Origin of the sequence: Streptomyces sp. NBC_00299, from assembly GCF_036173045.1 — a bacterium.
Lineage (GTDB): Bacteria > Actinomycetota > Actinomycetes > Streptomycetales > Streptomycetaceae > Streptomyces > Streptomyces machairae.
The window spans coordinates 739,981-765,669 of the sequence record NZ_CP108039.1 but is presented as its reverse complement, the minus strand read 5'-3'; the positions used below and the strand labels follow the sequence as shown (position 1 = coordinate 765,669).

Here is a 25,689-nt window from a genome sequence, read left to right as displayed (position 1 = left end):
GAACGGCATGCGCCGACCCCACACCGTGCTGGCCATGGGAGCCGGTATCCACAGCCGACTCCTCGCCGACAACGCCCTCGACCGTCTCGAATCCGTCGCCCACGTCGACACCAGGACCACCGTCACCGACTTCACCACCGCCGACGCCCGTCAACTCGCCCGCACCGAAGTCCTCTTCACCCACTGGGGCGCACTCCCGCTGACCGAGGACGCGCTGCACCGCATGCCCCGACTGCGCGCGGTCGTCCACGCGGCAGGCTCCGTCAAGCACCACATCACCGACGCCGTCTGGCGCCACGGCATCACCGTCTCCTCAGCCGCAGCCGCCAACGCCGTACCCGTCGCCGAATTCACCCTCGCCGCCATCCTGTTCGCAGGCAAGCGCGTCCTCGACGTCGCCCACACCTACGCGGCCACCAGAACCCAGCCCGACCTGCTGCCCTACTACAACGGCCACGGCAACTACCACCGCACTGTCGGCATCGTCGGCGCCTCCCGTATCGGCCGCCGGGTCCTCGACCTGCTGCGCCCGTTCGACTTCGACGTCCTGCTCTACGACCCCTACCTGGGCCCGGAGCAGGCGCGCACCCTCGGCGCCGCGCAGGTCGGGCTCGATGAACTCGTCCGGCGCAGCGACGTGGTCTCCGTCCACGCGCCCCAACTGCCCGAGACGCACCACATGTTCGATGCCCGCCGCATCGCCCTGCTCAAGGACGGCGCCACCCTCATCAACACCGCCCGCGGCAGCCTCGTCGACACCGACGCCCTCACCGCGCACCTGGTCACCGGCCGCATCCACGCCGTCCTCGACGTCACCGAACCCGAGGTACCGCCCGCGGACTCGCCGCTGTACTCCCTGCCCAACGTCCTGCTCACCCCGCACATCGCCGGTTCCCTCGGCAACGAACTCCGCCGGATGACCGACTGGGCGGTCGAGGAGGTCGTGCGGTACGCACAGGGCCTGCCCTTCGCGCACGAGGTCGCGCTGGACGAGCTGACCCGCTCGGCGTGAGCGAGCAGCCGAAGCAGGTCAGGCCCGGCGTATCCGCGAAATCCGGGAAATCCGCGGAATCCGCGGAATCCGCGAAGCCCGCCAACCACCAGTCAGGGAAAGGACCTTCCGTGCCTCACGCCGCGCACCGCGTCCTCGTCGTCGGCATCGACGGCGTACGCCTGGACGTACTGAACCGCCTGCCCACCCCGCACCTCGACGCCCTGGCCGCCGAAGGCTTCCTCGCCCCGATCGAGGTGGACGCCGACACGCCCACCATGTCCGGCCCCTGCTGGGCGACCGTCGTCACCGGCGTCACGGTCGCCAAACACGGCGTGTGGAGCAACGACTTCACCGGCAACCGCCTCGACGTCTTCCCCGACTTCGCCACCCGCCTCCCCGCCCAGGACGGCCGCCGCACCTTCGTCGCCGCAGGCTGGCAGCCCCTGATGCAGGCACACCACGGCGGGCCCCTCTTCCGCGCCCCGTCCTCAACCGCGTACGTCTCTCCGACGGCCGACACTCCGGAAGCCTGGGAACACTGCGACGAGCAGATCACCGAGGCGGCGGTACGCGTACTGGCCGGTGCCGGTGCCGGTGCCGGTGCCTGCACGGGCGCCGATGCCAATGCCGATGTCCCCGCCGATACCGAAGCGGGAGCCGCAGGGGGAGTCGACGATGACCTCGTGGCGTCGTTCGTCTACCTCGGCGCACCCGACGAGACAGCGCACTTCCTGGGCTGCGGCGAGGCGTACGAGGCCTCGATCCGCCGCGCCGACGCCCGCCTCGGCCGGCTGATCGCCGCCGTGCGCTCCCGGCCGTCGTATGCCGACGAACAGTGGACGTTCCTCGTCGTGACCGACCACGGCCATGTCGACGCCGGAGGCCATGGCGGCCGTACGCCCGAGGAGCGCACGGCATGGCTGGTCGCCGCCGGCCCGGGGATCGGCCCGGCGCCGCGTCCGCTACGACATGCCGATGTCGCGGCCCAGGTGTTCGCCGCCCTCGGCCGACACCCCGACCGACACTGGACCCTCGACGGCCGCCCCTTCGCCGCCGCCCCGCACGCAGTGCTCCTCGACATGGACGGCACGCTCGTCGACACCGAGTCGCTGTGGCTGCGTACGGTCCGTGAGGCCGTGCCCCGGATCGACGCCGACGACCTCTTCGATGTCCTGGGCCGTTCGGCCACCGAGGCCGCCGCCCGCCTCCTGCCCCTGACCGGCGACGACGATCCGAAGTCCCTCGCCGCCGACCTGGAGGCCTCCTTCCTGACGGCCGTCCAGTGTGAAGCAGCCCCGCTCCCCGGCGCCCTCGCGCTCCTCGATCTGCTCCAGGAGTCGGGCATCCCGACGGCGCTCGTCTCGGCGTCCTCCCGACCGGTGATGGACGCCGTACTCAAGACGCTGGGCGCCGACAGATTCCGTACGACGGTCGCCGAGGGCGAGACTCCGCGCGGCAAGCCCGCCGCCGACCCCTACCTCGCCGCCGCCCGGTCCCTGGGCGTGGACCCCGCGGCCTGTCTCGCCGTCGAGGACTCGCCCACGGGGGTCGCCGCGGCCGAGGCGGCGGGTTGCCGGGTGCTCGCCGTCCCCTCGTACGCGCCCATCGACCCCGGTCCTCGGCGCACCGTGCGGCGGGGCCTGGAGGGAATCGGGAGGGAGGAGCTGTGGGCGGCCGGGCTGTGACCTCGGCCGGGCTGTGACCTCGGCAGGTCCGGCGTTTGCTTGTAGGCCTCGACTGGTCCGATGTTTGTTCGGTGACTGCCGGTCCGCTTACGATCGGCTCCCGCCGCAGCCGAGGAGCACCACATGCCGCCCGCCCGACCCCGCCTCCTGTACGTCACCGACCTGGCCTACCAGGCACGCGGGCGGCGCTACTGCGACGAGGACATATTCCTCACCTCACGGCTGCGGGACGACTTCGACCTCGCCCTGTGCCACCCCCGGGACGCGGCCGCGCTCATGGACGCCTTCGACGCGGTCGTCGTCCGCAACAGCGGTCCGGTGCTGGGTCACCAGGACGCGTACGACGAGTTCCGCCGGCGCGCGGTTGCCGAGGGGACGCGGGTGTACAACCCGCTGTCGGGCAAGGCGGACATGGCGGGCAAGCAGTATCTGCTCGACCTGACCGTCGCCGGGTTCCCGGTCATCCCGACCGTGGACCGCAGCGAGGACCTGCACCTGCTGCCCGAGTGCGATCGGTATGTCGTGAAGCCCAAGCTCGGCGCCGATTCGATCGGGCTGCGGATCGTTTCGGACCCGGTCGCAGAGGGCGTGGGTGGGGAGTCCGGCGGGACCGTCCTGATCCAGCCGTGCGTCGATTTCGCCTACGAGGTCTCCTTCTACTTCGTCGACCACGACTTCCAGTACGCCCTGTACGCGCCGCACACCGACCGACGATGGCAGCTGGAGCCGTACGAACCCACCGACGGCGACCTGGAGTTCGCCCGGCGTTTCATCGAGTGGAACGGCATCGATCACGGTATCCAGCGCGTCGACGCCTGCCGTGCGCCGGGCGGCGAACTGCTGCTGGTCGAGTTGGAGGACCTCAACCCCTATCTGTCCCTGGACACCTTGGACGACAGGCGCCGGGACGCCTTCGTCGCCGCGATGAAGGCGTCCCTGCACCGTTTCCTCGCTGCGGGAGCCTGACCGCAGCCGCGCGCTGTCACCCCAGGCGAACGGTGATCATCTGCGTCGCGCCCTTCGTCGTGCTCAGGTCGCCGAGGGTGAGCCTCAGTGACGAACCGGTCGTCGCCGCGGTCACGGTGGACGGTTTGGAGACCACCGCGGACACGGCCCGATTCCAGGTGAGCGTCAGTCCCGTCTGCATCCGCATCGGATCGCTGACGCAGATCACCGCCGTACCGTCGGACTTCTCACTGATCATCACGCAGCACGGATTGCTTGCCACGAGGGGGCCGACCGTGCCGGCGAACCAGAAGTTCACGCCGGTGAAGCCGAGCGAGGGAACGGCGACGCCCTGCTGGTCGTTGGTGTTGGCGAGGACGGTCAGCCAGGTCGTGGCGGCGGCGCGGTCCTGGGTCTGAGCGGCCGTCGCACCCGGCATGAGCAGATAGGCATAGCGGCCGTCGGTCGGATTCGTGCCGTGATCGACGTACAGGGTCAGGTACTTGCGGTTGAGTACCGTCGTGGAGCCGCCCTTGTTGATGTCGCTCCACCGACCGTCCCGCGCGTCCCGCAGCGCCTTCACGGTCGCGCCGCCGGGGAACACATAGCCGCCGTGTCCGCCGATGTGCGCCCAGGTGGCGCCGGTGAGCGTCTCCGACCAGGGGTGGCCGGCGGGCTTGGCCGTGCCGTCGACGACGAAGGGGGCGCCGCCCGTGGGACCGAGGTTGCGATTCTCGACCGTCGTCTCCACCGCCGTGCCGTCGGTGCACTTGATGCCGGCACCGAGGCAGACGACCGTGTCGTCCAGGAAGAACCAGGACTTCTTCGCGAGCAGCGTGGACTGCGGGCCCTTCAGGTACTGCCCGATCGCCGCCCGCTGCCCGTCGGTGGCCCCGCCGACCCAGTTCACATCGGGCAGGGAAGCACCCCAGTCGCCGCCCGCCGCGTCCGCGAGCGTTTTGCGCGACGTGGTCGTGCCGGGCAGCCGGTACGGGTCGACCGTCGGCCAGAAGGCGTCGCTGTACTGGCCGTTGCCGAAGGTGTCACCCCACCAATAGAGCATCCCGGAACCGGTGTGCCAGCCCCGCAGGTTCTCCCCGTTGCCGGTCTCGTAGTAGGTGACCCGCCGGTCGGCCATGCTGAGCGAGGCGGCCCAGCCGGGCCTGCGGTGCGTGGCCCGGGCCATGTTGGGAAACAGCCGGTGACCGGTCGGCTCGGCGATCGAAGTGATCGAGGTGTCGTCCAGGACCGACTTGAGGCGGGCCAGAGCGGTGAGACCGATCGTCTGATTGCTCATGGGCGGGCTGTAGTAGTCGCGTTGCAGCCACCCCTTGACCAGACCGCGCCAGCGCGCGTTCTCCGTGGCACTCGCGCCCTGACCGAGCAGAACGATCGACGCGAGGATCGGATGGCCCCTGAGGTGATCGTCCTGCTGGATCTGTTTCGGGTCGGACGAGGTCAGTCCCCGGCTGATCGCCCGCCCCGACACACCGTCCATCACCAGCCCGTTGTAGAGGAACGGCGCCCACGCCCGCTCCACCGCGTCGAACACGATCTGCCGGTTCGCGTCGGTGACCTCCCAACTCGACCCGGCCAGCAGCGCGAACAGCGACCCGAGCCCGCCGAGCAGCACCGAGCCGTACGAGCCCGTGTACGGCACCGTGGTGTGCTGGATGAACGACCCGTCCGTGTAGAGCCCGTCGCCGCTGGTCACATAGGGGAAGACGGGGGAGAGGGCGTCCCGTGCCAGGGCGACCTTGGCGGAGTTCGCGCCGACGATCCCGCGCAGCGCCAGCACCCGGCACAGGTCGACGCGGTTGGCCCCCGTGCTGGTGCCGGTGTAGTCGGCGACCGCCGAGTCGGGCACGAAGTGGTCCACCGCGGCCAGGTAGTCGGCGATCCGGTCCGCCGACAGGTGGTCGTACATCAGCACACAGATGTCGAGCAGCGACTGCGGAGCACCGATCTGCCAGCTGTACCAGTTGCCGTAGCGGGCCTGGCCGGCGTTGTAGACCTCCGAGTGGAGGTGATCGAGTCCGGTCAGGATCGTGTTCCTGAGCCCGGTGTCGCCGGTCAGTCCCGTGCCCTGCTGGGAGTACGCCTGGGCGAGCGTAGTGAGCCGGTTGTAGCTGGTGTTCATGTTGCCGGAGTAGCCGTACGACTCCTGATCTGTGTCGGGCTCCGGGTCGGCGTACCCCAGGTCCGGCCAGAGCGAACCGGCGGCCGGGGCCATGGAGGAGAGCAACTGGCGTGCGGTGTCGCCGAGTTCGGCAAGTCGGCTCTTGAACGGTTCCGAGGTGGGGCTGAACCCCTCGCCCAGAATGAGCGTGCGCCACTTCGCCCGCAGGGTGGTGAACTCGTCAGCCTCCGCGGCCGGTACGGCGGACGGAGGCTCGGCGCTCGCCTGGCTGGACAGGCCGAGCGCGACAGCGGTGCCAGTGCTTGCGGTAAGAAAGCCGCGACGTGACCAACGAGTCGTCATGACGGCGCTTTCTAGCAGGGGAACGTTCAAACGCTCAATAGTCAATACCGAATTGATCGTATTGATCATTTGGGAGGGGATGGGAGTGGAGGAGGTGGGGGGTGGGAGCGAGGGCGGGCCTCCTCCGCTGAACCGGCGGGGCGGCAACCCCGTATCACTCCTCGGGAATTGGCGAAGCCCGTGAAGACGGGACGGAAGGAGAGCGGCGTGCCCACTCGGCCCGACCCCGCGCAGCCCAACGAAGACCCGGCCCTGGAACCGATCCGCGTTCTGCGTCCACGCCGCACCGACGCGCTCGCTGAGCTGTTCAAGGAGCTGGAGCAGGAGCGGAACGGCTACGAGACCGTGGTCGTGCCCGGTGCCCTGCCCGGCGCCGAGGACGCGACCCAGGAACTCCCGGCCGTCACCGAGGAAACGAGGATCGCACCGCGCGGCACTGTCGCTCGTCCGGGCCCGGGCCCGGACGCGCCCGGCCCGGACGCGCCCGGCCTGGACGCGCCCGGCCTGGACGCGCCCGGCCTGGACGCGCCCGGCCCGGGGTTTCGTCGCGCGGCCGTCGCGGTCGCCGTGACGGCCGCCGCGGTCATCGGCTTCGGCGGTGCGCTCCTGCTCTCCGGCCGCGACGACGACAGGGCGGCGGCGAAGGATCCGGCTCCGTCCACCACGGCCTCGGCGTCGGCCGCGCCCACCCGGAACGCCCCCGGCGCGGGTGGCGCTGCCGGTGCACCCGGTGCCGACGAACCCGGTGACCCTCCCGCCTGCAGCGCGTCCTTCCGGACCGTCAACAGCTGGCAGGGCGGCTATCAGGGCGAGGTGACGGTGACTGGTGCGCCCGCCGCCTCGGCCGCCGGCTGGACCGCGACGGTCGTACCGGCCGACGGTGCCCGCCTCACCCAGGTCTGGGACGGCACCCTCACCACGACCGGAGACGGCACGGCCACCGTCGCCAACGCGTCATGGAACGGGAAGCTGGCGCCCGGCGCGAGCGTCACCTTCGGCTTCATCGCCGACACCTCGGCGTCAGGTGCCCCGTCGGCGGAGGTCACCTGTGCGGCGACGGCGGATGCGACCTGACGCCGCCGTGCGGCCGCGTGCCTCGGGTCGAAGGAAGAGGGGCGGCGGCCGGTCAGCGCCCGTGGTCGACCAGCGCCTGCGACACGGCGCGCACACTGCGGGCGATGTGCTGCAGCTGCATGACCTCCGCCGCGTACAGCTTGATGGTGTGTTCGATGACCGACTCCGGCATGCCGAGGGCGGGCAGGTCCGCCCGGGCGGTCTGCAGTGCGGTGCGCGCGACCCGGATCTCGTTCTGGACCTGGATATGCGCATGGCGGGCGAGCAGCACGGGGTGGCGGATCAGGGCCGGGTAGCTGGCGTAGCGGGCCGGCACCAGCTCGCGCAGCCACTTGGCCGCGGAGCGTTCCCAGTCGTAGGAACCGGGGGCCTTGACCTGGCACGGCCAGTCCGGGGTGATGCGCGTGGTCGTCAGGGGCATGATCATCGCTTCCGGGTGTGCGGCGTCGTCCGGGGTGTTCGACGTGGTCGGGGCGGCCCCGGCCTAGGGGATGACCGGGGCCGCCGCCACGGGCGCTCGCGCAGGCGATGCCCGACCGAACAGCCCGCGCGCCGACGCGGGTAGGAGACGGCGGCAACGGGTGTTCGTTGAGGAGCCCGGAAGGGCAGACGGCAGTCGCACGACGGATGGGGTGACGTGCGCATGAACGGACCGGCTGCTCTCTGCGGGCGGATGGTGCGTGTGAAGTATTTATATATGCCGTCCGCTTTGCAAGACGTATGAAAACATTCATGCGCGCTTTGAAGTGAATGGTCCCCCTGTGGTGCGGTTCGAGCGAAGTGGGGGAGCGGCGCCCTGCGGGCGGGTGATGCGGGGGATCAGTCCTGGTGAGGGCTGTTCCGGCGGGATCAGTCCCGGAGGAAGAACTGGTGCTGGTCGGAGATCTGCTCGTAGTCCTCGAGTCGCGCCTGTGTCCGTTCCGGGTCGGCGTCGGTCATGGCCTGCAGCAGCGCGGCGGCCATCACGCCGGGCGCGGCGTAGGAGTCGAAGACCAGCCGGGAGCCGGTGTTGGTGGCGAAGACGACGTCCGCGTCGTCGGCCACCGGACCGAGCGCCAGGTCGGTGATCAGGGCGACCCGCAGTCCGGCGCTGCGCGCGACCCGTACGGCGGTCAGGGTCTCCTGGGCGTGCCGGGGCATGGAGAACGCCAGCACCCAGGTGCCGCCCGCCTCGCGCGACTGCAGCAGCGCGTCGTAGGCGACGCTGCCGCCCCGGGTCACCAGCCGCACATCGGGGTGGACCCGGCGCGCCGCGTAGGCGAAGTACTCGGCGAGGGACGCCGAGATGCGCAGTCCGAGGATGGTCAGCGGCGTCGACCGGGACAGTTTGCGGCCGATGTCGATCACCTGGTCGGGATCGCCGAAGTCGCGCCGCAGGTTCTCCAGGTTCTCGATCTCGGCGTCCACGGCGGACTGCAGTTCGTTCGCACCGTTCTCCTCGGCCGCGGGGCCCCCGGCGAGGTGGCCGAGCGCGATCGACTGGAGCCTCTCCCGTAGCGCGGGGTAACCGCTGAAGCCCACCGCAGCGGCGAAACGCGTCACCGAAGGCTGGCTGACACCGACCCGCTCGGCGAGATCGGTGATCGAAAGGAACGCCGCTTCGGTGATGTGCTCGATCAGGTACTGGGCGATGCGCCGCTGTCCGGGTGACAGCCGGGGCTGATCGAAGAGTGTCCTGAGCTGGGAAGTCGGGGACGCCTCCGCTTCGCCGGCGGACTTGCCCGAGGTGATCGCGGATGCCTGTGCGCGTGCCTGCTGCGGCGATGGCAGGGAGGCGGCTCCATTGTCTTCCACAGTGCTTCAACATAGCTCACACACTGTGGTGACCTGGGCTGGTATGGGGCCCGCGCTCACCGACGATAGATGGTGATCGAATGGCCGACCGTATCGATCGGACGACTGCTGTCGATCAATTCGGCCAGTCGGCCGGTCGCCTTGGCCACCGAGGAGTCCGACACGACCAGCAGTCCGCGCACCTCACGGGCGGGTACCTTGCGCGGATCGGCGGCGTCGATGCCGTAGGCGGACGGCACCCCGCTGCCCTTGTACACGAGCCAGATCCGCTCGCCCCGATACCGCTCGTTCAGCCGGTCCGCGAGCCGGCCCAGGTCCTGGCCCCAGTCCACGTTCGAGTCGTGCAGCCGCAGATGGGTCTTCGCCGGACCGCCGAACGCCTCGTTGGAGTACGGCAGGTAGTACGGATACGTCCGCAGGGAGCTGACCGCGACGAACGCGACCAGCGCCCCGACCGCGACCGGCGCCCACCGCCACCGCACCGCGAGCACACAACCCGCCGCCACCGCCAGGAACATCGGCACGAAGACGGCGTACCGCGTGCCGAAGTCCCGTGACCCGAGCATGGCCGCGGCGAGCAGCACGGCGGCGGGCACCAGCAGGTAGGGCGCCGCCGGTCGCAGCCGCCGTACGGCCACCACCGCCACGCCACCCGCCGCCCACAGGGCGAGCATGCCGAGCGGCGTCTTCACCAGCAGGGCGGCAGGCAGGTAGTACCAGAGCGAACCCGTGTAGAGCCGGCCGAAGAGGAAGCCCTGCCACGGGTACTCCTCGAACCCGAACTGGACGCGCATCCCGTCGCGGTAGGACTCCGGGAACGGCAGCAGATCGATGACGAGTTCCCGCAGCCCGTGCACCACGGGTACCGGCTGCTGCGGCGCCCAGCGCAGCCGCGGGTCGACCACCAGGTACGAGGCCCACACCACGGCGATGGCGGCCACCGCCACGACCCCGGCGCTTGCGGCCGCCCACCCGAGTACCCGTCGGCGCGGCTCCGAGGGCGACTTCGCGCACCACACCGACAGGCCCGTGAGCGCAAGGAGCACCGGGACCGCGGCCAGGGTGCTCATCTTCGTGACCAACGCCGCACCGAGGGCCACCCCGGCCAGCGGCACGTACCAGCGCGGCCGGCGGCGGGCCCGCCACAACAGCCAGGCCGACGTCAGCACGAACCCGGCCGCCGGGACGTCCAGTGTGGCCAGCGAGCCGTGCGCGATGAGGTCGGGGGAGAAGGCGTACAGAGCCAGGGCCGCCAAACCGCCCGCCGGACCGGCCAGTTCACGGGCGAAGGCGAAGACGATCAATCCGAACAAGAGAGTCAGAACGATCACAGGGAGTCGGGCGAACAACATCAGCCGCCATGGATCATTGCCCGACTCGTACAGCAGGTGCCGCCCCAACTGGCCCTGATCTCCGGTGAAGGAGCGGTCGACGTGCGGATCGGCCGCCGCCACTCCGACGGCGATGACCAGCTTTCCGAGCGGCGGATGCTCGGGGTTGTGGATCAGGCGCCGCTCGTGCAGATACTCGGCCGCCGTGCCCACGTACACGGGTTCGTCGATCGTCGGAGTCTGCTGTACCGCCGTCGTCACCATCGCCACGGCCATCTGGCCTAGCAGCACGACCACGAGGAGCAGCACGAGCCAGCGCCTGCCGGACAGCCGCGAGGGCTGCGAGGACTGCGAGGGCTGCGCGACGGAGGCGTCGGGCACACCGGAGGGCGCCTCCGGGGCCGGGGCAGGGGCCGAGGCAGGGACCGAGGCAGAAACCGCGTGCCGTTCGAGCGCCATCTTCCGCTCCGCGGCGCCGTCGACCCCGCGGCGGCGGGAACTGATCCGGAGCCGGCCCATGGGCCTACTCTGCACCAGGTCCCGCCGAGGACGGCGTTACCGCTTGAGGAGTCGTACCGACAGACCATCCGTCGTGTAGACGGGTACGGCTCGCAGCGTGCGGGAGTTCAGCTCCACCCGGTCGAACCGGCCGCGCAGCTGTGACGCCTCGATGACGGGCACCGTGGTGCCCGCGACCGGCGGGCGCTCCGCGTCGAGGCGCAGCGACAGCACGCTGCCCCGGCCCAGCGAGATCCGGCGGGACACCTCGAGCGCCGGACCGTGGTTCTTGCGGACCAGCAGTTCCAGGGCGGAGTCGCCCTCCTGGACGTACGAACCGCGCACCCGCAGCACCCTGTCCGCGCGGAGCGTGCCGCCCTTCACCCGCACGTCACCCTCCCCGAGGGCGTTGGCGGAAGCGGCGACCAGCACGCCGTCCTCGACCACCGTGCCGCCGTGGTACCGGTTGTGCCCGGCCAGGGTGAGCGTGCCGGTGCCGCGCTTGGTCAGGCCGCCGTCGCCGCGGATGTCGTTGCGCCAGACGTCGGCCGCGCCGAAGCCCCCGGCCGCCGCGTCGAGCGTGACGGTCACGTCGGAGTCGAAGGCGCCGTAACCGTCCGCCGCGGTGAACAGGTCGAGCCGTCCCCACTGCTCGAAGCCGTCCAGCAGGACGTACCCGCCGGGCAGCGCGGTCGTGCGCAGCACCTCGCGACGCTGGGCCGCGGTCAGGTACGGCTGCCGCGTCTCCAGCAGCACCTCCGCGCCCTTCGGCACGGTCAGGGGCTCGTCGCGACCGCGCCGGGTCAGCACATAGGTCAGCTTCGGCCCGACCGTGCGGGCGTTGGCGTCACGGTCGGCGTAGGGGTCGGTGGCGCGGTCGGCCGAGTGGGCGTACGCGTTGAGGGTGTCGGCCGTCGAGCCGGTCCGCTGCTTGAAGTACGCCAGGGCCTGGGCGCGGGCGGCGGCCTTGAGCTCGGCGTTGACCGGGTCGGCGAGGGCTGCGGCGGCCAGGGCGGTGGCCATGATGCGGCCGCCGAGGACGTCGACCGTGGAGTGCATGCCCGCCACGATGCGGGTGTGGCTGAGCTCGAAGGCGCGGGTCACCAGCTCCTGGAAGCGCTCGGGCACGGCGTAGGCGTACGCCAGGGCCGCCAGGTGCAGGGCGTTGGTGTGCCCGCTGGGGAATCCGCCGTCCTCGGTCGCACTCTCGCCGCGTTGGCGCAGCAGCTGCGGGGCGACGACCACCTTCGACTCGTAGACGGGAAATCCGAACTCGTCCTTCCTGCCGGTGTCGACGACCTCGCTGTCCTCGTTCATCCGCCACGGACGCGGGTACTGGAAGGCGAACTTGGCCGGGTTGCCGGAGGCGAAGGGGCCGCGCACGGTGTCGACCAGCTTGGCCACCCGGCCGAGGTCCGAGTCGTACGATCCCGCGCCGATCGCGGAACCGGCCGGGGCGTCCGCGGGCACGGCGTCGCTGATCTTCCCTGAGGGGGTGCCGTCCGGAGCGCTGGTGATCGATGTGACCGCCTTGGCGCCCGACTTGTACAGGTCGGCAAGCGGACCGAGCCCGGCGATCACCGAGTAGCTCTGGTGCTGACGGTCGATGATGAACGATTCCTTCGCCTGGGCGTCCGTACGCGCGGCGGTGATCCGGACGCTGTAGCGCATATTGGCGCGCAGCGCTTCGGGCATCAGTGGCGTACCGGAGTTCCAAGCGCTCCCCGTCTTCCACACCTTCGCGAAGCCGCCGAGAACGCGGACCACGGCGTTGGTCTCAGGCGTCAGGTTCGCGACGACGTTGGTCTTGTAGTCGTCGACGAACGCGGCTGCCTTCGCGGCGGCCTTGGCGTCCGCGGCGGGGAGCCAGCCGGCGACGGCAGGGAGGGCCAGCAGGGCCGCACCGCCACCGGCGGAGGCCAGGAGAAAGCGCCTTCTGTTGAGGGACGGGGTGGCGTGGCGCCCGACGGATGCCGGCATGGTGCCTCTCTCGAGTTCATCGGCCCGAACGGCCGGGAGGTGATCGAAATGATCGACTCGACCGTCCGGTGCACATCGGGTGCACATGAGACGCACGAAACGCAGGGGGATCGAGTCTTACGAGCGAAGATCTACGGGCGAGTTGTGGCGGACTCGGGAGAGCGTGGAGTCCGGCAGCTGTCACACAAGTGAACGGGCGAGTGCCAGGGCGCCCTCGACCGGCGGCACTTCCAAGCGCCAAGGGCGGGCCCCCGGCACGCTGTCGGCGAGCGCGGCGGCGAAGGCGTCGAAGAGGGCGGGCTGGGCGAGAACGGTGCTGCCGGCGACCACGACGTCGTCCACCGGGACCCCACGCGAGGCGAGTTGGCCGACCAGCGCGGCCAGCGACCGGCCGCCCTCGTCGATCACCGCACGGGCGAGCGCTGATCCGGCCCGGGCGGCTGCGAACACCACCGGCGCGTGCCGGCCCCACTCGGCGGAAGCGCTCTTGGCGTTCTCCAACGCCGCGCCGAGTGCGGGCACTTCGGCGACGCCGAACGCGTTGATGAGCCCGCGCGCCAGCGCATCGGGTTCCTCGCCGAGATCGTGCGCCGCCCACACGGCCCGTACGGCCTCGCGGACGAGGCCCGCCGCGCCGCCCTCGTCGCCGAGGACCGCACCCCAGCCGCCGACCTGGACCGCGCTGCCGTCGGTCAGCCGACCGACCGCGACGGACCCGGTGCCGGCGACCACCCCGACCCCCTTGTCCAGCCCGGCGGCAGGGACGAGCAGTTCCGCATCGCCCACCACCAAAGCCGGTGCGTCGAAGTGGAGTTGGAGCGCGGTGCGGATCTGCCCGCACTGGCGAGGTGTCTCGCATGCGTGCCCGCCGACCGCAAAGGCCGAGGGGCGCTCACCGGCCGGCAGGGTGTCGGCGGCCAGTGCGGCCAGCCAGCCGGCGGCGGCGACCGGGTCGTGCGGTCGCCAGCCGCTGCTGGTGCGGACGTGATCGGCGACCATGACGTCCCCCGCGAATGCGCGCAGATGCGTCTTGGTGCCGCCCACGTCGATACCGACCACGAGAGGGGACGAGTGGGGAGTGTCCTGCACGGCTCCTCTTTCGTCGTTGCGCGTTGGCTGCGACGGCGGGCGGACCGTGCCTGGGCGGGCGCAGACGTCGCGACGAGCGGCGTGGATCCGCGCCGTTGACCGTAGGGAAGCCCCGGGACGGGCTTCGTTGCCGAGTGCGGCAGGCGAGTACCGCATCAGTTCGTTAGGAAGTTAACTAACGAAGTAGGGTGCGTCAAGAGGCGCGGAATTCCCGTTGCCGAACGATCATTTCGGCGGTTCCGACCGCCTCAGCACGACCAGGGGAGACCATGGACCTGAGCGAGAGCGCGCGTGCGGTGTTCGCGGTGCTGGCCGGGGCGGGCACCGCCACCCGTCCCCAGCTGGCGGCCGGTGCGGGCCTGTCCAAGCCGACCGTCTCCGCCGCCGTCGCCGAACTGGAGGCCGCCGACCTCGCCGCCCACTCCGGCACCGCCTCCGGCGCCACCGGCAGGTCCGCCGCCGTCTACCGGCTCGGGCCGGCAGCCGGCGCCGTGCTCGCCGTCGACCTCGGCCCCGCCGAGACCCAGGTGCGCGGCTGCGCCCTCGACGGCACCCTGCTCGCCGAGGGCACCGGCTCCCGCGACGACGCCGCCGCCACCGTGCGCAAGGTCCTCGACGCGCTGCCCGCCAACGCCCCGCTGCGCGCCGTCGTCGTCGCCGTCGGTGACGTCACGACCCGGGACCGGGACGGCAGCGGAATGCGGCCCGCGACCGCGAAGGCCGGCCCCGTCTTCGACGCCATGGCCGTCGCACTGCCGCCGGGCGTACCCGTCCACCTGGAGAACAACGTCAACTGCGCCGCCCTCGCCGAACTGCACGAGGGCGCGGCACGGGGCCGCCGGACGTTCGGGTATCTGCGGATCGGCGTGGGCATCGGTCTCGGCATTGTCGTAGGAGGCCGGGTGTTGCGCGGGGCGAACGGGGCCGCTGGTGAGGTGGCCCGGCTGCCGTACCCGTGGGACGAGGGCCGCGAGCCGCGCCACGAGGCGCTGGAGGACCGCATGGGCGTACGTTCCCTGCTGCGGCGGACGGCCGAGACGTGGCAGGACGACGACGAGCCGTGCCCCGAGACCGCGGAGCGGTTGTTCGCCCTCGCCGGGGCAGGCCACGGCCCGGCCGGTGCCGCCGTCGCCGGGCACGCCGCCGACATCGGACGGCTGGCCGCCGCCGTGGCCGCCGTCCTGGACCCCGGGCTGATCGTGCTGGGCGGAGCCGTCGGCTCGAACCCGCAGCTCGTGCCGGGTGTCCGGGCCGAGCTCGGCCGGCTGAGCTGGCCCACCGAGGTCGTCAGCAGCGCGCTCGGCGACAGCGGCACCGTGGTCGGAGCCACCCGGCTCGCCGTCGCTCGTGGAATCCAAACCGTGACCGGGGCGGTCCAGGCGAAGCATTGACGGACTCGACCCGCTTCTGCCAATGTCCGGACAAGCGCTTTCTGAGCCGGCGGGACCCGGCTCGGGACGAGGTACTCCGCCGTACATCGCGTACGGCGAGCCGTGCGAGGGCGTGCTCGTACGGTCACGGCCAGGACGACGGCCGTGGACCCTCGTCCGACACGGCGGAACGACCGGGCGAGGTCGCGGGCCGTAGGGCGCCATCCACAGAAGGATCCGAGCCGCGCTGACCGGCCGGGCAATCCGTCACGCACATCCAGGGAGGACCCGGTGGGTCACCAGATCTCGCGCAGAACCCTCTTCCGCACCGTGAGCGGACTGGCCGTCGCCGGCGCGCTCGGCACCTCGCTCAGCGCCTGCGCCGGAGGTACGGGCGCCGGCAGCACCAGCAGCGACCTGACCATGACGTGGTGGGGCAGCGACGACCGGCACAACGCCTACAAGAAGTCGCTCGCCTACTTCCAGAAGCAGAACCCGAAGGTCAAGATCCGCGAGACCTACCAGGGCTACGACGGCTACTTCGACAAGTTCAACACCAACATCGCCGGCGGCAGCGCCCCGGACCTGCTCCAGATGGACACCGCCCTGGTGGCGCAGTACGCCCGCAAGGGCGTCCTCGCCCCGCTCGACTCCTACGTGGGCAAGACCCTGGACCTCACGGGCTTCTCCAAGACGCTCCTCGCCGCCGGCACCGTGGACGGCAAGCTGTACGGCGTTCCGTCCGGGATCGGCGTCAACCAGCTCACCGTCAACCGCAGCGGCCTGGAGAAGCTCGGCCTGAAGCTGCCCGACCGCGAGTGGACCTGGGCCGACCTGAAGAAGGTCGCCCAGGACGTCTACAAGAAGAGCGGCGGCAAGACGTACGGCGTCGACGACGGCGGCGGCTCCACCCTCCAGTGCTTCGAGGTGTTCGCCCGCGAGAAGGGACAGACCTTCTTCTCGGACGACGGCAAGAAGCTCGGGTTCACCTCCGACACCCTCCAGGAGTGGTGGGAGTACTGGGCCGAGATGCGCAGGACGAACGCGTCCCCGCCGCCGGCCATCACCTCCGCCGCGCACAACGACCTCACCAAGAACGCGGTCGTCATCGGCAAGGCACTGTTCACCTTCGACTCCGGTGTCTACGGCGCGGGCGGTTCCATCACCGACGCCCAGCTGGACTTCCTGCCGACCCCGCAGGGCGACTTCTCCGGCGCCCGCGAGGGCAACTTCGTCAACGGCGGCGTGCTGCTGTGCGCCACCAAGGCCAGCAAGAAGGTCGCCGACTCGGTGAAGATCATGAACTTCTTCGCCCAGGACGACACGGCGATCAAGGACATGCAGCTGTTCCGCGGCATCCCGCCGACCGAGAAGGCCCGCAATCTGATCGCCTCGGGCCTGACCGAGACGGACAAGCTGAACATGGAGAACGCGGACTACATCTCGCAGCGTGTCTCCAAGGCGTCCAACGCCCTGCCGGCGCCGGTGCCGCCGCCGCAGGGGGCCGACCAGATCTGGGATCTGCTGTTCCAGTCGAACCTCGCGGTGGCCTTCGGCAAGAAGTCGATCAAGGCGCAGCTCTCCGAGTTCTTCGACCAGGCGGGCGGGATTCTCGGCGGCTAGCTCCGCTGGGACTGCCGAGGAGGATTTGCCGCGACAGGCCGTCTGCTGTCTGCGGATTCGTCGTGGCTCGTCGCGCAGTTCCCCGCGCCCCTGAGGCGTGGCAGTGACCGGGGCTTCGAGGAGTACAGCCCCATCTGAAATACCGGGAGAGGGCCAGGGAGACATGAGTATGACCACCGCGCAGACCGGCGAGGTCGTCAAGGAGCCGTCGGCTCCCGCGACCCCGTCCGACCAGCGGGAACGTGACCGTATGCGTCGCCGCCTCGCCAGACGGCGGGGCGGGGGATGGTGGCCGTACCTCTTCCTGGCCCCCTGGTTCGTGGGCCTGTTCGGGCTGACGATCTACCCGATGCTCGACTCGCTGTACCTGTCGTTCACCAACTTCGACCTGCTGACGCCCGCGCAGTGGGTCGGCATGGACAACTACGACCGGATGTTCACCGACGACCCGGTCTTCTGGGACTCGGTGCACGCCACCCTCGTGTACGTCGTCGTCTCCGTGCCCCTGAAGCTGGCCCTCGCCCTCGCGGTGGCGATGCTGCTCAACCGCGATCTCAGGGGCATAGGCCTGTACCGGGCCGCCTTCTACCTGCCGTCCCTGCTCGGCGGGGCCGTGGCCATCGCGATCGTGTGGCGGCAGGTCTTCGGCGGCGAGGGCCTGTTCAACGACTTCCTGGGCTGGTTCGGGCTCAACACCGGCCAGGACTGGATCTCCAGCCCGGACACCGCGCTCTACACGCTCGTCCTGCTGGCCGTCTGGCAGTTCGGCACGCCCATGGTGATCTTCCTCGCCGGGCTGAAGCAACTGCCGAAGGACGTGTTCGAGGCGGCCGCGATCGACGGTGCCGGCGCCGTGACCAGGTTCTTCAAGATCACCCTGCCGCTGCTCACTCCGATCGTCTTCTTCAACGTGGTCCTTCAGATCATCGACGCGTTCAAGACGTTCACTCCCGCGTTCGTGATCAGCAACGGCTCCGGCGGACCGCTCAATTCGACCATGCTGTACTCCCTCTACCTGTACAAGAAGGGCTTCACGGACCTGCAGATGGGGTACGCCTCCGCGCTGGCCTGGGTGCTGTTCCTGGTCATCGCACTGTTCACGGCGGTCAACTTCATCGCCAGCCGCTACTGGGTCCACTACGACGACTGAGCGAGGAGTCCTTCACCCATGTCCGCCATCACCCCGCCCCGGTCCTCGACGTCACCGCTGCACAAGCTCCGCTCGGCCACCGGGACCCGCCGCATCTTCATCCACACCGTGCTCATCGGCGTGGCGATCGTCATGCTGTACCCGCTGATGTGGATGCTCAGCAGCTCCCTCAAGCCCGACACCGAGATCTTCACCCACCCCGGGCTCATCCCGACCGCGCTGCGCCCCGAGAACTACTCCGAGGGCTGGAGCGGCTCCGGCAACTCCTTCTCCCTCTACATCACCAACTCGCTGATCGTGACGATCGGCGCGGTGATCGGAAACGTCATCTCGTGCTCGCTGGCCGCGTACGCCTTCGCGCGCTTCGAGTTCCGCGGCAAGAAGATCTGGTTCGGCCTGATGCTCGGCACGCTGATGCTGCCCACGCAGGCCGTCCTGATCCCGCAGTACACGATCTTCTACAACCTGACCTGGATCAACACGTTCCTGCCGCTGATCGTGCCGAAATTCCTCGCCGTCGACGCCTTCTTCATCTTCCTGATGGTCCAGTTCATCCGCTCCATCCCGCGCGAGCTGGACCAGGCGGCCATGGTCGACGGCGCCAATCCGTGGAAGATCTACTGGAGGATCATCCTGCCGCTGATGAAGCCGGCGCTGATCACCACCACGATCTTCACCTTCATCTGGACCTACGACGACTTCCTGCACCAGCTCGTCTACCTTCAGCAGAACGACAAGTTCACCGTCCCCCTGGGCCTGACGCTGTTCCTCGACCAGACCAGCGGCTCCTCCTACGGCGCGATGTTCGCCATGTCGACACTCGCCCTCCTGCCCACCCTCATCTGCTTCCTCATCTTCCAGAAGAGGCTGGTGGAAGGCATGGCCACCTCCGGCATGAAGGGCTGACACCCGTGCATCTGCCTCGCCAGCTCGGCGCCCTGCACGACCTCCCGGACACCCCTCAGGCATACGACGCCGTCCTCGCCGGTGTCGCCGAACAGGCCCTGGCCCGGCTCACGCCCGAGGGCAATCTGGAACACCCCGACTGTGTCGACGACATCGGCGACACCTCACTCGGCGTCACCTCACTCCTGGCCCTCGCCTGGCAGCGCGGCCAGGACCCGCGCCTGCCGGAGGCGGTGCGCCGCAGCCTCGCCTTCCATCTGCGCGAGCGCGTCTACACCGAGGACAACCCCGGCTACCCGAACCTGCGGGCCCGCAACTCCGGTCTGCCGTACGCCCGTTACACCCTCGCACCCGGCGCCCATCCCATCGGTGACTGGCCGAGCACGGTGTGGGCGCTGCTCCAGGCGGTCAACGTGCTGGACCTCGCGGAGGGCCTCGTCGAGGACGAGCAGCGCGCCGAACTGACCGAGGTGGCGCACGGCTACTGGCGCTGGCTGACCGAGGCGACCTTCTTCAATCCGCAGGAGGCCGGCAACCAGGCCATCGGCTGCATCGTCGGCGGACTGATGCTGGCCCGCCACCTCCCGCCGGGCCGACGCGACCTGGTGCGGTCGCGAGCGATCGCCCTGTACGCCGAGAAGATCCGCGCCCACCGGGTCGCCGACCGCGGCGCACTCCTGCCTCCCGAGCACGGCGGCGCCTACGACAACAACTACGGCCCGATCTCCCTGTCCTTCCTCGCCCAGGCCCACCGGGTCAGCGGCGAGCAGGTCTTCGCCGAGGACGGCGACGCGCTCGCCCGCTACCTCGACGCCCGCCTGCCCGGCGGCGGCTTCGACAACGGCGGTCCGCGCTACAGCGAGCAGCACAGCGGCTTCGAGTCGGTCCTCGGCCTGCGCTACTTCAGCCGGCGCATCGGCTCCGATCTGGGGCGCTACCGGGGCGACACCCGGTGGGGCCGGCACGCGGTCAAGGCGGACGGCGGAGTCGACGGCCACTTCGCCTGGATGCTGGTGTGGCAGATCCAGGACAGCGCGCGCTGGCACCGCACCCCGTCGCCGGTCCCGGCCCGCCACCAGCTCCGCGCCGGTTCGGTCTCGGTGGCCTTCGACGACCGTATGACCCCGTCCCTGGTCGAGGCGGCGGGCACGTACTACCTCCCGGCGGCGGTGAACCGGCAGCACGGCTTCGGCCCCGTGACGGACGGCTTCCTCTTCTGCCGCCCGATGGGCGAGGTCCGCGTCCGGGACGTCCGCGCCGACGGCCTCACCGCCAAGCTGGTCACCAAGCCGGTCGTCGGCCGCGACCACGTCCTGCGCCATGTCCGGTCCCTGTACGTCACCGACGGCACGGCCTTGTGGGTGACGGTCGCGGTGGACCGGCTACCCGGCACGCCGTATCTGCTCGCGGGCCTGCCGTACGCCACCGACGACGGCGAGCGCGTACGCAGGACCGCCGAGGGCGAGGTCACGTCGGCCGGCGCACTGCGTCTGACGCACCCCGAGACGGACGGCGTCGACCACTTCGACGCCCGCGCGGACCGGACCCAGGAGGAGGCGGCCTTCGCCCTCGCGGCCGACCCTCGCGGCTATGGCAACCCCGACCTGGGCTGGAGCCACCTGGTCGGCTCGACGGCACTGGAGGCCGAACCGGCCCCCGGCGCACCGGAGCACCTCCACGTCTTCGCCGTGCGCTACGGAGCGGGACGCCACGCAGCGGGACGCCACGGATCGACGCGCCCGTTCGCGCCCGCCTTCGCCCAGGACGGTCCGGGCCTGACGGTCCGCACCGAGGCGTTCACCGCTGTGCTCGGCGAGGCGGCGGGCGACGCGCACGGAGAACCGGAGCTGACGCTCCAGGCCGTATAGGCGGGTCCTGCGGGCCGCATGTGCGGCCCTCAAGCCCCTGTTGTGCGGTTCTCAAGCCGCCGCCATGCGGTACTCATGCCCCCGTACGGGCCGTCGACGGTCCGTACGGGACGGGCACCACCGTGGCCGGCACCACCAGGTCGGCCCGGTCCCGGGTCGCCGCCACCAGCTCCGCGTTGCGCTGGTCGGAGCGCAGCACCCAGGCCACGGCCTCGTCGTGCGGCTTGCCGAACTCCTCGTGCCGGGCGATCAGCCGCCGCAGGCGCTCCGGCTCGTCGAGCTCGCAGAACCACACCTCGTCCAGCTGCGGCCGTACCCGCGCCCACGCATCCGTCTCCAGCAGCAGGTAGTTGCCCTCGGTCACCACCAGCCGGGCCGTGGCCTGCACCGGAACGGCGCCCGCGACGGGCTGCTCCAGAACCCGCTCGAAGCCGGGTGCGTACACGGTGCCATCGTCGGGGTCCTCGCGCAGGCGCCGCAGCAGCGCCGCGTACCCCGCGGCGTCGAACGTGTCGGGTGCGCCCTTGCGGTCCCGGCGGCCGAGCCTGTCCAGCTCCACGTCGGCGAGGTGGAAGCCGTCCATGGGCACATGCGCGACCCAGGGATCACCGGCACCATTGAGTTCCCGCACCAGATGCTCGGCGAGCGTGGTCTTGCCCGCCCCCGGGCTGCCTGCGATGCCGAGGACGGCGCGGCGGCCGTCGCGTGGGAGGGACCGGGCACGGGCGAGGAGGTCGTCGAAGGTCAGGGCCACACAGCAGAGTGTGTCACCCGGTCGGCGATGACTTCCGGTGGTCCGCGGAGTCTCCTGGACAAGGGGTTTCGCCTCGTCACGAGTCATCACGGGGAGGGGAAGGAAGGCGCGCACCATGCCGGACGACGACACCACGCAGATCCGCACACTGATCACGACCTGGGCCGACGCGGTCCACCGGGGTGACCTCGACGGCGTCCTCGCCGACCACACCGAGGACATCGTCATGTTCGACGTACCGCCACCCCACGACGGCGTCCGCGGCCTGCCGGCGTACCGCGCCACCTGGCCGCCGTTCTTCGAGTGGCAGGCCAAGGGCGCCTCCTTCGAGATCGAGTCACTCGACATCACGGCGGGCGCCGACGTGGCGTACGCCCACGCCCTCCTGCGCTGCGGAACCCCGGACGAACTCGCCGAACGCCCCACCCTCCGCCTGCGTCTGACGCTCGGTCTGCGCAAGGAGGGCGGCCGCTGGGTCGTCGCCCACGAGCACCACTCGTTCCCACACGACTGACACACGACTCGCATCGTCCATGTCAGGCACCTGGCCGAACATCACACTGCACGCTTGCACCTTGCGCGTTAGTTTGTCCGTGTTTGTGGTGATTTCTCGGTTCCCCGTCGGCCAACTCGCCCGGCCGCGGGGCTCGGAACCCTACGAGTCGTAGGGGGTGAGGGGTGGACGATGGCCCACGGCACGAAACCCATGCTCACAAGCGTGGGACGGCGCGACGGGGCGCTCGCGTCCGGAAAGCCGTGGCGGGCCCGCGGCCACGGCCTGCTCGCGGCGGTGGCCGGTGCTTTCACCCTCGCCCAACTCCTCCTCGTGCGGCCCTCGATGGGCCTCGGCTGGGACGAGATCGTGTACGTCAGCCAGGTCGGCACCGACGCGCCGGCCGCCTTCTTCAGCGCGCCACGCGCACGAGGCGTCACCCTGCTCGTGTGGCCCATCGCCTCCTGGTCGTCGTCCACGACACTGCTGCGCGTCTACATCGCCATCCTGTCCGGACTCGCCCTGTACCTGGCCCTGCGCGTCTGGCGCGGCCTGTTCCCGGCCCGTGTCCTGGCAGGCGCCGGAGCCCTCTTCGCCTCCCTCTGGGTGACCCTCTTCTACGGCCCGCAGGCCATGCCCAACCTCTGGGTCGCGTTCGGCGCCCTGTTCTGCGTCGGCTGCTTCCTGCGGGCCCGCGCGGACCGCTTCGACCGACGGGCCCTGTGGGGCGTCCTGGCCGGTGCCGCAGTGATGGCGTGGATGCGGCCCACCGACGCGGTATGGGTCACGCTGCCCCTGCTCGTCCTCGTCGTCGCGGTACGGCACTGGCGGCTCGGGGCCGCTCTCGCGGCGGGGCTCGTGGCCGGGGGCGTCCAGTGGGTGATCGAGGCGTTCGTCAGCTACGGAGGTCTGCGCGAGCGGCTGAACCAGGCCTCCCGCATCCAGGGCGACCTGGGCTGGAACCTCGCCGTCGACGACCAGATGCGCAGCCTGGTCGGAAACACCCTGTGCCGGCCCTGCAACGGCGAGATGCCCGACCCGGCCGTCTACGCCTGGTGGTTCGTCCTCCCCCTGCTCGCCGTCTACGCACTCGCGGTCGCCGTCCTGGACGGACGCACCACCCGCACCCTGGTCCCGCTGCTCTGCGCCGCGACGGCCGCTTTCCCGTACCTGTTCCTGATCGGATACGCGGCCCCCCGCTTCCTGCTGCCCGCCTACGCCCTGCTCGCCATCCCGGTCGCGCACGCCCTGCTCCGCCTGGTCACCACGCCGACCGGCCGGTGGCGCCCGGCGGTCGGCGCCGTGATCGCGCTCGGGCTGGCCGGGCATCTGGCCGTGCAGTACGCCGTGCTGGACCACACCGTGGACCGCACCACCGCCAACCGCCAGGCCTGGGCTCGCTCCGCCGCCGAGCTCCACCGCCTCGGCGTGCGCCCGCCCTGCCTGCTGACCGGGCACGAAGCGATCCCTGTCGGGTACTACACCGGCTGCGACTCCGGCGCGACGCGCGGCAACAACGCCAACACCACCACGGCCGACATCCTGCGGACCGCCCGCAGCGCCCCGGTCGGCACCCTCACCAATCCCGGCGGCAAGCCTCCCCGGTACGCCCGCGGCTGGGAGCTGCACCGCCTCGACGGCCTGGAAGTCCGCATCGCCCCGGCGCGGGGCGCGGGCGGACGGGCATGACGTCGGAGCCGTTCCTCGCCCCACCCCAGCGCCGACGGGCCTGCTGGCACGCCCTGCTCACGCTCGTCGTCCTCGTGGCCGTGGTGTGGCTGGCCCGCCGGCACTGGGCCGTGCTCGAGACCGGCGCGGTCCGGCTCGCCCTGGCCGACCGGGGCTGGCTGCTCGTGGCCGCCGCGGCCACGCTCGTGACGTGGCCCTGCTCGGCGCTCGCCCAGCAGGGTGCGGTGCCGCTCCGACTGCCGCCCGGCCGGCTCGCGGCAGGGCAGTTCGCCGCCTCCGCGGCCAACCATGTGCTGCCCGCCGGACTCGGCGCCGGCGCGGTGAACCTGCGGTTCCTCATACGCTGCGGCATGCCGATAGCCGCCGCGGCCACCGCCATCGCCGTCAAGGGCACCGCCGGTGCGATCCTGCGCGGCGCCCTCATCGCCGTACTCTTCTTCGCCGCCGGCCCCGGCCTGCTGCACCTCCCGCACGTCAGCGGGGGAGTCCTGATCGCCGCGTGCGCCGTGGTGGCCGGCACGATCGTCCTGCTGAGCGGCCCCCTGTGGCCGCGGTGCAGACGGGCGCTGGCCGCGGCGTGGGCGTACATCGTCGCCGTCCACGCGAGACCGGTGCGGGCGGCGGCCCTGTGGGGCGGCTCGCTGGCCTTCGTGACGCTGCACTGCGCCGTGCTGATCGCCGTCACCCGCGCGGTCGCGCTGCCCCTCCCGCCGGTCCGGGTGGCACTGCTGTATCTCGCCGCGAGCACCGCGGCGGCCCTGCTGCCCACCCCCGGCGGCCTCGGCTCCCTCGACGCCGTGCTCGTCCTCGCGCTGGCCGCGGCCGGCGCCCCGGCGACCGCGGCCGCCTCCGCCGTACTCGGCTACCGGCTGCTGACGGTGTGGCTGCCGCTGATTCCCGGGCTGATCGTGCTCGCCGTACTCGTCCGGCGCGGGGCGCTGTGAGGGCGCGACCTGGAGAAGGTGCCCCATGACCCTCAAGACGAAGGCACCCCGCTTCACCCGCGCAGCCCCACCTCCTTGCGCCACTTGACGAACTGCTTGTCCGGATCGCCGGTGTACGCCCATGGCGCCCGCGTGGCCCGGCGCTGCAGTATCCGGAACAGAGCCGCGGCGATGTCGTGGGCGCCCGCATGACAGGCCGCGTGAGCCAGGTAGTTGAGGTCGCGCAGCTCGCCGGGGGCCACGGTGTTGTCGGTGCGACCCATGATCCAGCGCTCCCAGGTCCGGCGTACGTCACTGGCTGCGCCGTCGTTGCTCCAGTGCTGTCCGAGGCCGACCGAGGCATGCTGCCCCCGGGCCGCGTCCAGGGCGTAGCGGAACTCCTCGACCCGGGCGTACTGCACGAGCACCGGCAGCGGGCAGCCGGGCGGTGCCACGCCGGCCGCGTCCCGGGCGAAGTCGTACATCAGGCCGTGGGTGCCGTGCCAGCGCGAGGAGTAGTAGTGCAGCACCTGGAGGTGTCCCTCCACGCTGTACGGGTCGCGCTGGTGCAACTCGTCCCACCAGCGCGCCAGTTCCTGCCGCCGTACGCCCGACGGATACAGCCGGGCGACGGAGATCAGCGAGATCCACGGTGTCGGATCGTCCGGGTAGGAGTCGGCGGCCTTCAGGCACGACAGCACCGCGGTGTCGATGCGCTGCCGGTCGATCGGCACGCCCCGGCCCGCGGTGATCGCCACGTTGAACGCCCGGGCCGTCTCCGTCGCCGCCCGCAGCACCAGCGCGTCGGCGCTGTGCGGCTCGGCGGCCAGCCACGACTCGGCCGTCGAACTGCTCGCGCACGCCTGCGCGAGCAGCCGGGTCCGATGCCCGCGGACCAGCCAGTCGGGGCCGGTCGCCCGCAGCAGCTCCCGCAGCCCCTGCCAGCGGCCGATGACGATGTCCTGGCGGGCGCAGGTGAGGGCGGCGTCACCGCAGTCGGGGTCGAAGTCGGGAACGAAGCGGTCTTTCGCCATCGACGGC

The 25,689-nt window shown here is 71.1% G+C and carries 20 protein-coding genes; 12 read left to right on the top strand and 8 right to left on the bottom strand.

The annotated features are described in order from the left end of the window. Nucleotides 1-7: 7 nt before the first annotated feature. The 3 genes from OHT51_RS03550 to OHT51_RS03540 all read left to right on the top strand — a co-directional run bounded on the left by OHT51_RS03550 (nucleotide 8) and on the right by OHT51_RS03540 (nucleotide 3,645). The gene (locus tag OHT51_RS03550; protein WP_328877395.1) at nucleotides 8-1,012 is read left to right on the top strand and encodes a hydroxyacid dehydrogenase; all 1,005 of its coding nucleotides are present in this window, start codon (nucleotides 8-10) and stop codon (nucleotides 1,010-1,012) included. Nucleotides 1,013-1,122: 110 nt separating this feature from the next. Then, nucleotides 1,123-2,679, top strand: a complete 1,557-nt coding sequence (locus OHT51_RS03545; RefSeq protein WP_328877394.1) for an HAD-IA family hydrolase — start codon at nucleotides 1,123-1,125, stop codon at nucleotides 2,677-2,679. Between the two features lie 123 nt (nucleotides 2,680-2,802). Next, entirely contained in the window at nucleotides 2,803-3,645 is an 843-nt protein-coding gene (locus tag OHT51_RS03540; protein ID WP_328877393.1) for a hypothetical protein, read from the top strand. A gap of 16 nt (nucleotides 3,646-3,661) precedes the next feature. On the opposite strand, the gene OHT51_RS03535 is transcribed toward OHT51_RS03540, so the two are convergent. Then, complete coding sequence (locus OHT51_RS03535; RefSeq protein ID WP_328877392.1) at nucleotides 3,662-6,106, bottom strand: polysaccharide lyase 8 family protein; 2,445 nt, start codon at nucleotides 6,104-6,106, stop codon at nucleotides 3,662-3,664. Between the two features lie 207 nt (nucleotides 6,107-6,313). Between OHT51_RS03535 and OHT51_RS03530 the strand changes: the two genes are divergently transcribed. Further along, the gene (locus OHT51_RS03530) at nucleotides 6,314-7,180 is read left to right on the top strand and encodes a cellulose binding domain-containing protein (protein WP_328877391.1); all 867 of its coding nucleotides are present in this window, start codon (nucleotides 6,314-6,316) and stop codon (nucleotides 7,178-7,180) included. A gap of 52 nt (nucleotides 7,181-7,232) precedes the next feature. Here the strand turns inward: OHT51_RS03530 and OHT51_RS03525 are convergent, their stop codons facing one another. The 5 genes from OHT51_RS03525 to OHT51_RS03505 form a co-directional block, all read right to left on the bottom strand. Beyond that, nucleotides 7,233-7,607, bottom strand: a complete 375-nt coding sequence (locus OHT51_RS03525) for a hypothetical protein (protein ID WP_328877390.1) — start codon at nucleotides 7,605-7,607, stop codon at nucleotides 7,233-7,235. 422 nt (nucleotides 7,608-8,029) lie between these two features. Then, nucleotides 8,030-8,950, bottom strand: coding sequence for a MurR/RpiR family transcriptional regulator (locus tag OHT51_RS03520; RefSeq protein WP_328884228.1), 921 nt, complete (start codon nucleotides 8,948-8,950; stop codon nucleotides 8,030-8,032). An 80-nt stretch (nucleotides 8,951-9,030) separates the two neighbouring features. Further along, the gene (locus OHT51_RS03515) at nucleotides 9,031-10,824 is read right to left on the bottom strand and encodes an ArnT family glycosyltransferase (RefSeq protein WP_443052393.1); all 1,794 of its coding nucleotides are present in this window, start codon (nucleotides 10,822-10,824) and stop codon (nucleotides 9,031-9,033) included. A 36-nt stretch (nucleotides 10,825-10,860) separates the two neighbouring features. Beyond that, nucleotides 10,861-12,783, bottom strand: coding sequence for a phosphatase PAP2 family protein (locus OHT51_RS03510; RefSeq protein WP_328877389.1), 1,923 nt, complete (start codon nucleotides 12,781-12,783; stop codon nucleotides 10,861-10,863). Nucleotides 12,784-12,963: 180 nt separating this feature from the next. Next, nucleotides 12,964-13,872: an N-acetylglucosamine kinase gene (locus OHT51_RS03505; RefSeq protein ID WP_328877388.1), complete on the bottom strand. Its 909-nt coding sequence runs from the start codon at nucleotides 13,870-13,872 to the stop codon at nucleotides 12,964-12,966. Between the two features lie 269 nt (nucleotides 13,873-14,141). Between OHT51_RS03505 and OHT51_RS03500 the strand changes: the two genes are divergently transcribed. The 5 genes from OHT51_RS03500 to OHT51_RS03480 all read left to right on the top strand — a co-directional run bounded on the left by OHT51_RS03500 (nucleotide 14,142) and on the right by OHT51_RS03480 (nucleotide 20,789). Further along, entirely contained in the window at nucleotides 14,142-15,263 is a 1,122-nt protein-coding gene (locus OHT51_RS03500) for an ROK family protein (RefSeq protein ID WP_328877387.1), read from the top strand. 270 nt (nucleotides 15,264-15,533) lie between these two features. After that, nucleotides 15,534-16,865: an ABC transporter substrate-binding protein gene (locus OHT51_RS03495; protein WP_328877386.1), complete on the top strand. Its 1,332-nt coding sequence runs from the start codon at nucleotides 15,534-15,536 to the stop codon at nucleotides 16,863-16,865. A gap of 169 nt (nucleotides 16,866-17,034) precedes the next feature. Further along, the gene (locus tag OHT51_RS03490; protein WP_383241414.1) at nucleotides 17,035-18,015 is read left to right on the top strand and encodes a carbohydrate ABC transporter permease; all 981 of its coding nucleotides are present in this window, start codon (nucleotides 17,035-17,037) and stop codon (nucleotides 18,013-18,015) included. Nucleotides 18,016-18,033: 18 nt separating this feature from the next. Further along, nucleotides 18,034-18,921 (top strand): carbohydrate ABC transporter permease, encoded by an 888-nt coding sequence (locus OHT51_RS03485; protein ID WP_328877384.1) that lies wholly within the window; start codon nucleotides 18,034-18,036, stop codon nucleotides 18,919-18,921. A gap of 5 nt (nucleotides 18,922-18,926) precedes the next feature. Beyond that, nucleotides 18,927-20,789: a hypothetical protein gene (locus tag OHT51_RS03480; RefSeq protein WP_328877383.1), complete on the top strand. Its 1,863-nt coding sequence runs from the start codon at nucleotides 18,927-18,929 to the stop codon at nucleotides 20,787-20,789. A 73-nt stretch (nucleotides 20,790-20,862) separates the two neighbouring features. Here OHT51_RS03480 and OHT51_RS03475 read toward each other — a convergent pair whose 3' ends face one another. Then, nucleotides 20,863-21,543 (bottom strand): nucleoside/nucleotide kinase family protein, encoded by a 681-nt coding sequence (locus OHT51_RS03475; RefSeq protein ID WP_328877382.1) that lies wholly within the window; start codon nucleotides 21,541-21,543, stop codon nucleotides 20,863-20,865. Between the two features lie 115 nt (nucleotides 21,544-21,658). Here OHT51_RS03475 and OHT51_RS03470 point away from each other — a divergent pair, with 115 nt between their 5' ends. The 3 genes from OHT51_RS03470 to OHT51_RS03460 all read left to right on the top strand — a co-directional run bounded on the left by OHT51_RS03470 (nucleotide 21,659) and on the right by OHT51_RS03460 (nucleotide 24,669). Beyond that, nucleotides 21,659-22,057 carry a YybH family protein gene (locus OHT51_RS03470; protein WP_328877381.1) on the top strand — a complete coding sequence of 133 codons (399 nt, stop codon included), beginning with the start codon at nucleotides 21,659-21,661 and terminating at the stop codon, nucleotides 22,055-22,057. A gap of 171 nt (nucleotides 22,058-22,228) precedes the next feature. Then, nucleotides 22,229-23,725 carry a hypothetical protein gene (locus tag OHT51_RS03465; protein WP_443052392.1) on the top strand — a complete coding sequence of 499 codons (1,497 nt, stop codon included), beginning with the start codon at nucleotides 22,229-22,231 and terminating at the stop codon, nucleotides 23,723-23,725. Continuing rightward, nucleotides 23,722-24,669, top strand: a complete 948-nt coding sequence (locus OHT51_RS03460; protein ID WP_328877380.1) for a lysylphosphatidylglycerol synthase transmembrane domain-containing protein — start codon at nucleotides 23,722-23,724, stop codon at nucleotides 24,667-24,669. The genes OHT51_RS03465 and OHT51_RS03460 overlap by 4 nt, the downstream gene beginning before the upstream one ends. A 53-nt stretch (nucleotides 24,670-24,722) precedes the next feature. On the opposite strand, the gene OHT51_RS03455 is transcribed toward OHT51_RS03460, so the two are convergent. Beyond that, nucleotides 24,723-25,682 carry a hypothetical protein gene (locus OHT51_RS03455; protein ID WP_328877379.1) on the bottom strand — a complete coding sequence of 320 codons (960 nt, stop codon included), beginning with the start codon at nucleotides 25,680-25,682 and terminating at the stop codon, nucleotides 24,723-24,725. Nucleotides 25,683-25,689: the final 7 nt, after the last annotated feature.

Coding starts and splice junctions, on each gene's coding strand:
- OHT51_RS03550 (WP_328877395.1), top strand. CDS start 8: ATGCGCCGACCCCACACCGTGCTGGCCATGGGAGCCGGTATCCACAGC.
- OHT51_RS03540 (WP_328877393.1), top strand. CDS start 2,803: ATGCCGCCCGCCCGACCCCGCCTCCTGTACGTCACCGACCTGGCCTAC.
- OHT51_RS03535 (WP_328877392.1), bottom strand. CDS start 6,106: ATGACGACTCGTTGGTCACGTCGCGGCTTTCTTACCGCAAGCACTGGC.
- OHT51_RS03525 (WP_328877390.1), bottom strand. CDS start 7,607: ATGATCATGCCCCTGACGACCACGCGCATCACCCCGGACTGGCCGTGC.
- OHT51_RS03515 (WP_443052393.1), bottom strand. CDS start 10,824: ATGGGCCGGCTCCGGATCAGTTCCCGCCGCCGCGGGGTCGACGGCGCC.
- OHT51_RS03510 (WP_328877389.1), bottom strand. CDS start 12,783: ATGCCGGCATCCGTCGGGCGCCACGCCACCCCGTCCCTCAACAGAAGG.
- OHT51_RS03500 (WP_328877387.1), top strand. CDS start 14,142: ATGGACCTGAGCGAGAGCGCGCGTGCGGTGTTCGCGGTGCTGGCCGGG.
- OHT51_RS03490 (WP_383241414.1), top strand. CDS start 17,035: ATGACCACCGCGCAGACCGGCGAGGTCGTCAAGGAGCCGTCGGCTCCC.
- OHT51_RS03485 (WP_328877384.1), top strand. CDS start 18,034: ATGTCCGCCATCACCCCGCCCCGGTCCTCGACGTCACCGCTGCACAAG.
- OHT51_RS03470 (WP_328877381.1), top strand. CDS start 21,659: ATGCCGGACGACGACACCACGCAGATCCGCACACTGATCACGACCTGG.
- OHT51_RS03465 (WP_443052392.1), top strand. CDS start 22,229: ATGGCCCACGGCACGAAACCCATGCTCACAAGCGTGGGACGGCGCGAC.
- OHT51_RS03460 (WP_328877380.1), top strand. CDS start 23,722: ATGACGTCGGAGCCGTTCCTCGCCCCACCCCAGCGCCGACGGGCCTGC.
- OHT51_RS03455 (WP_328877379.1), bottom strand. CDS start 25,682: ATGGCGAAAGACCGCTTCGTTCCCGACTTCGACCCCGACTGCGGTGAC.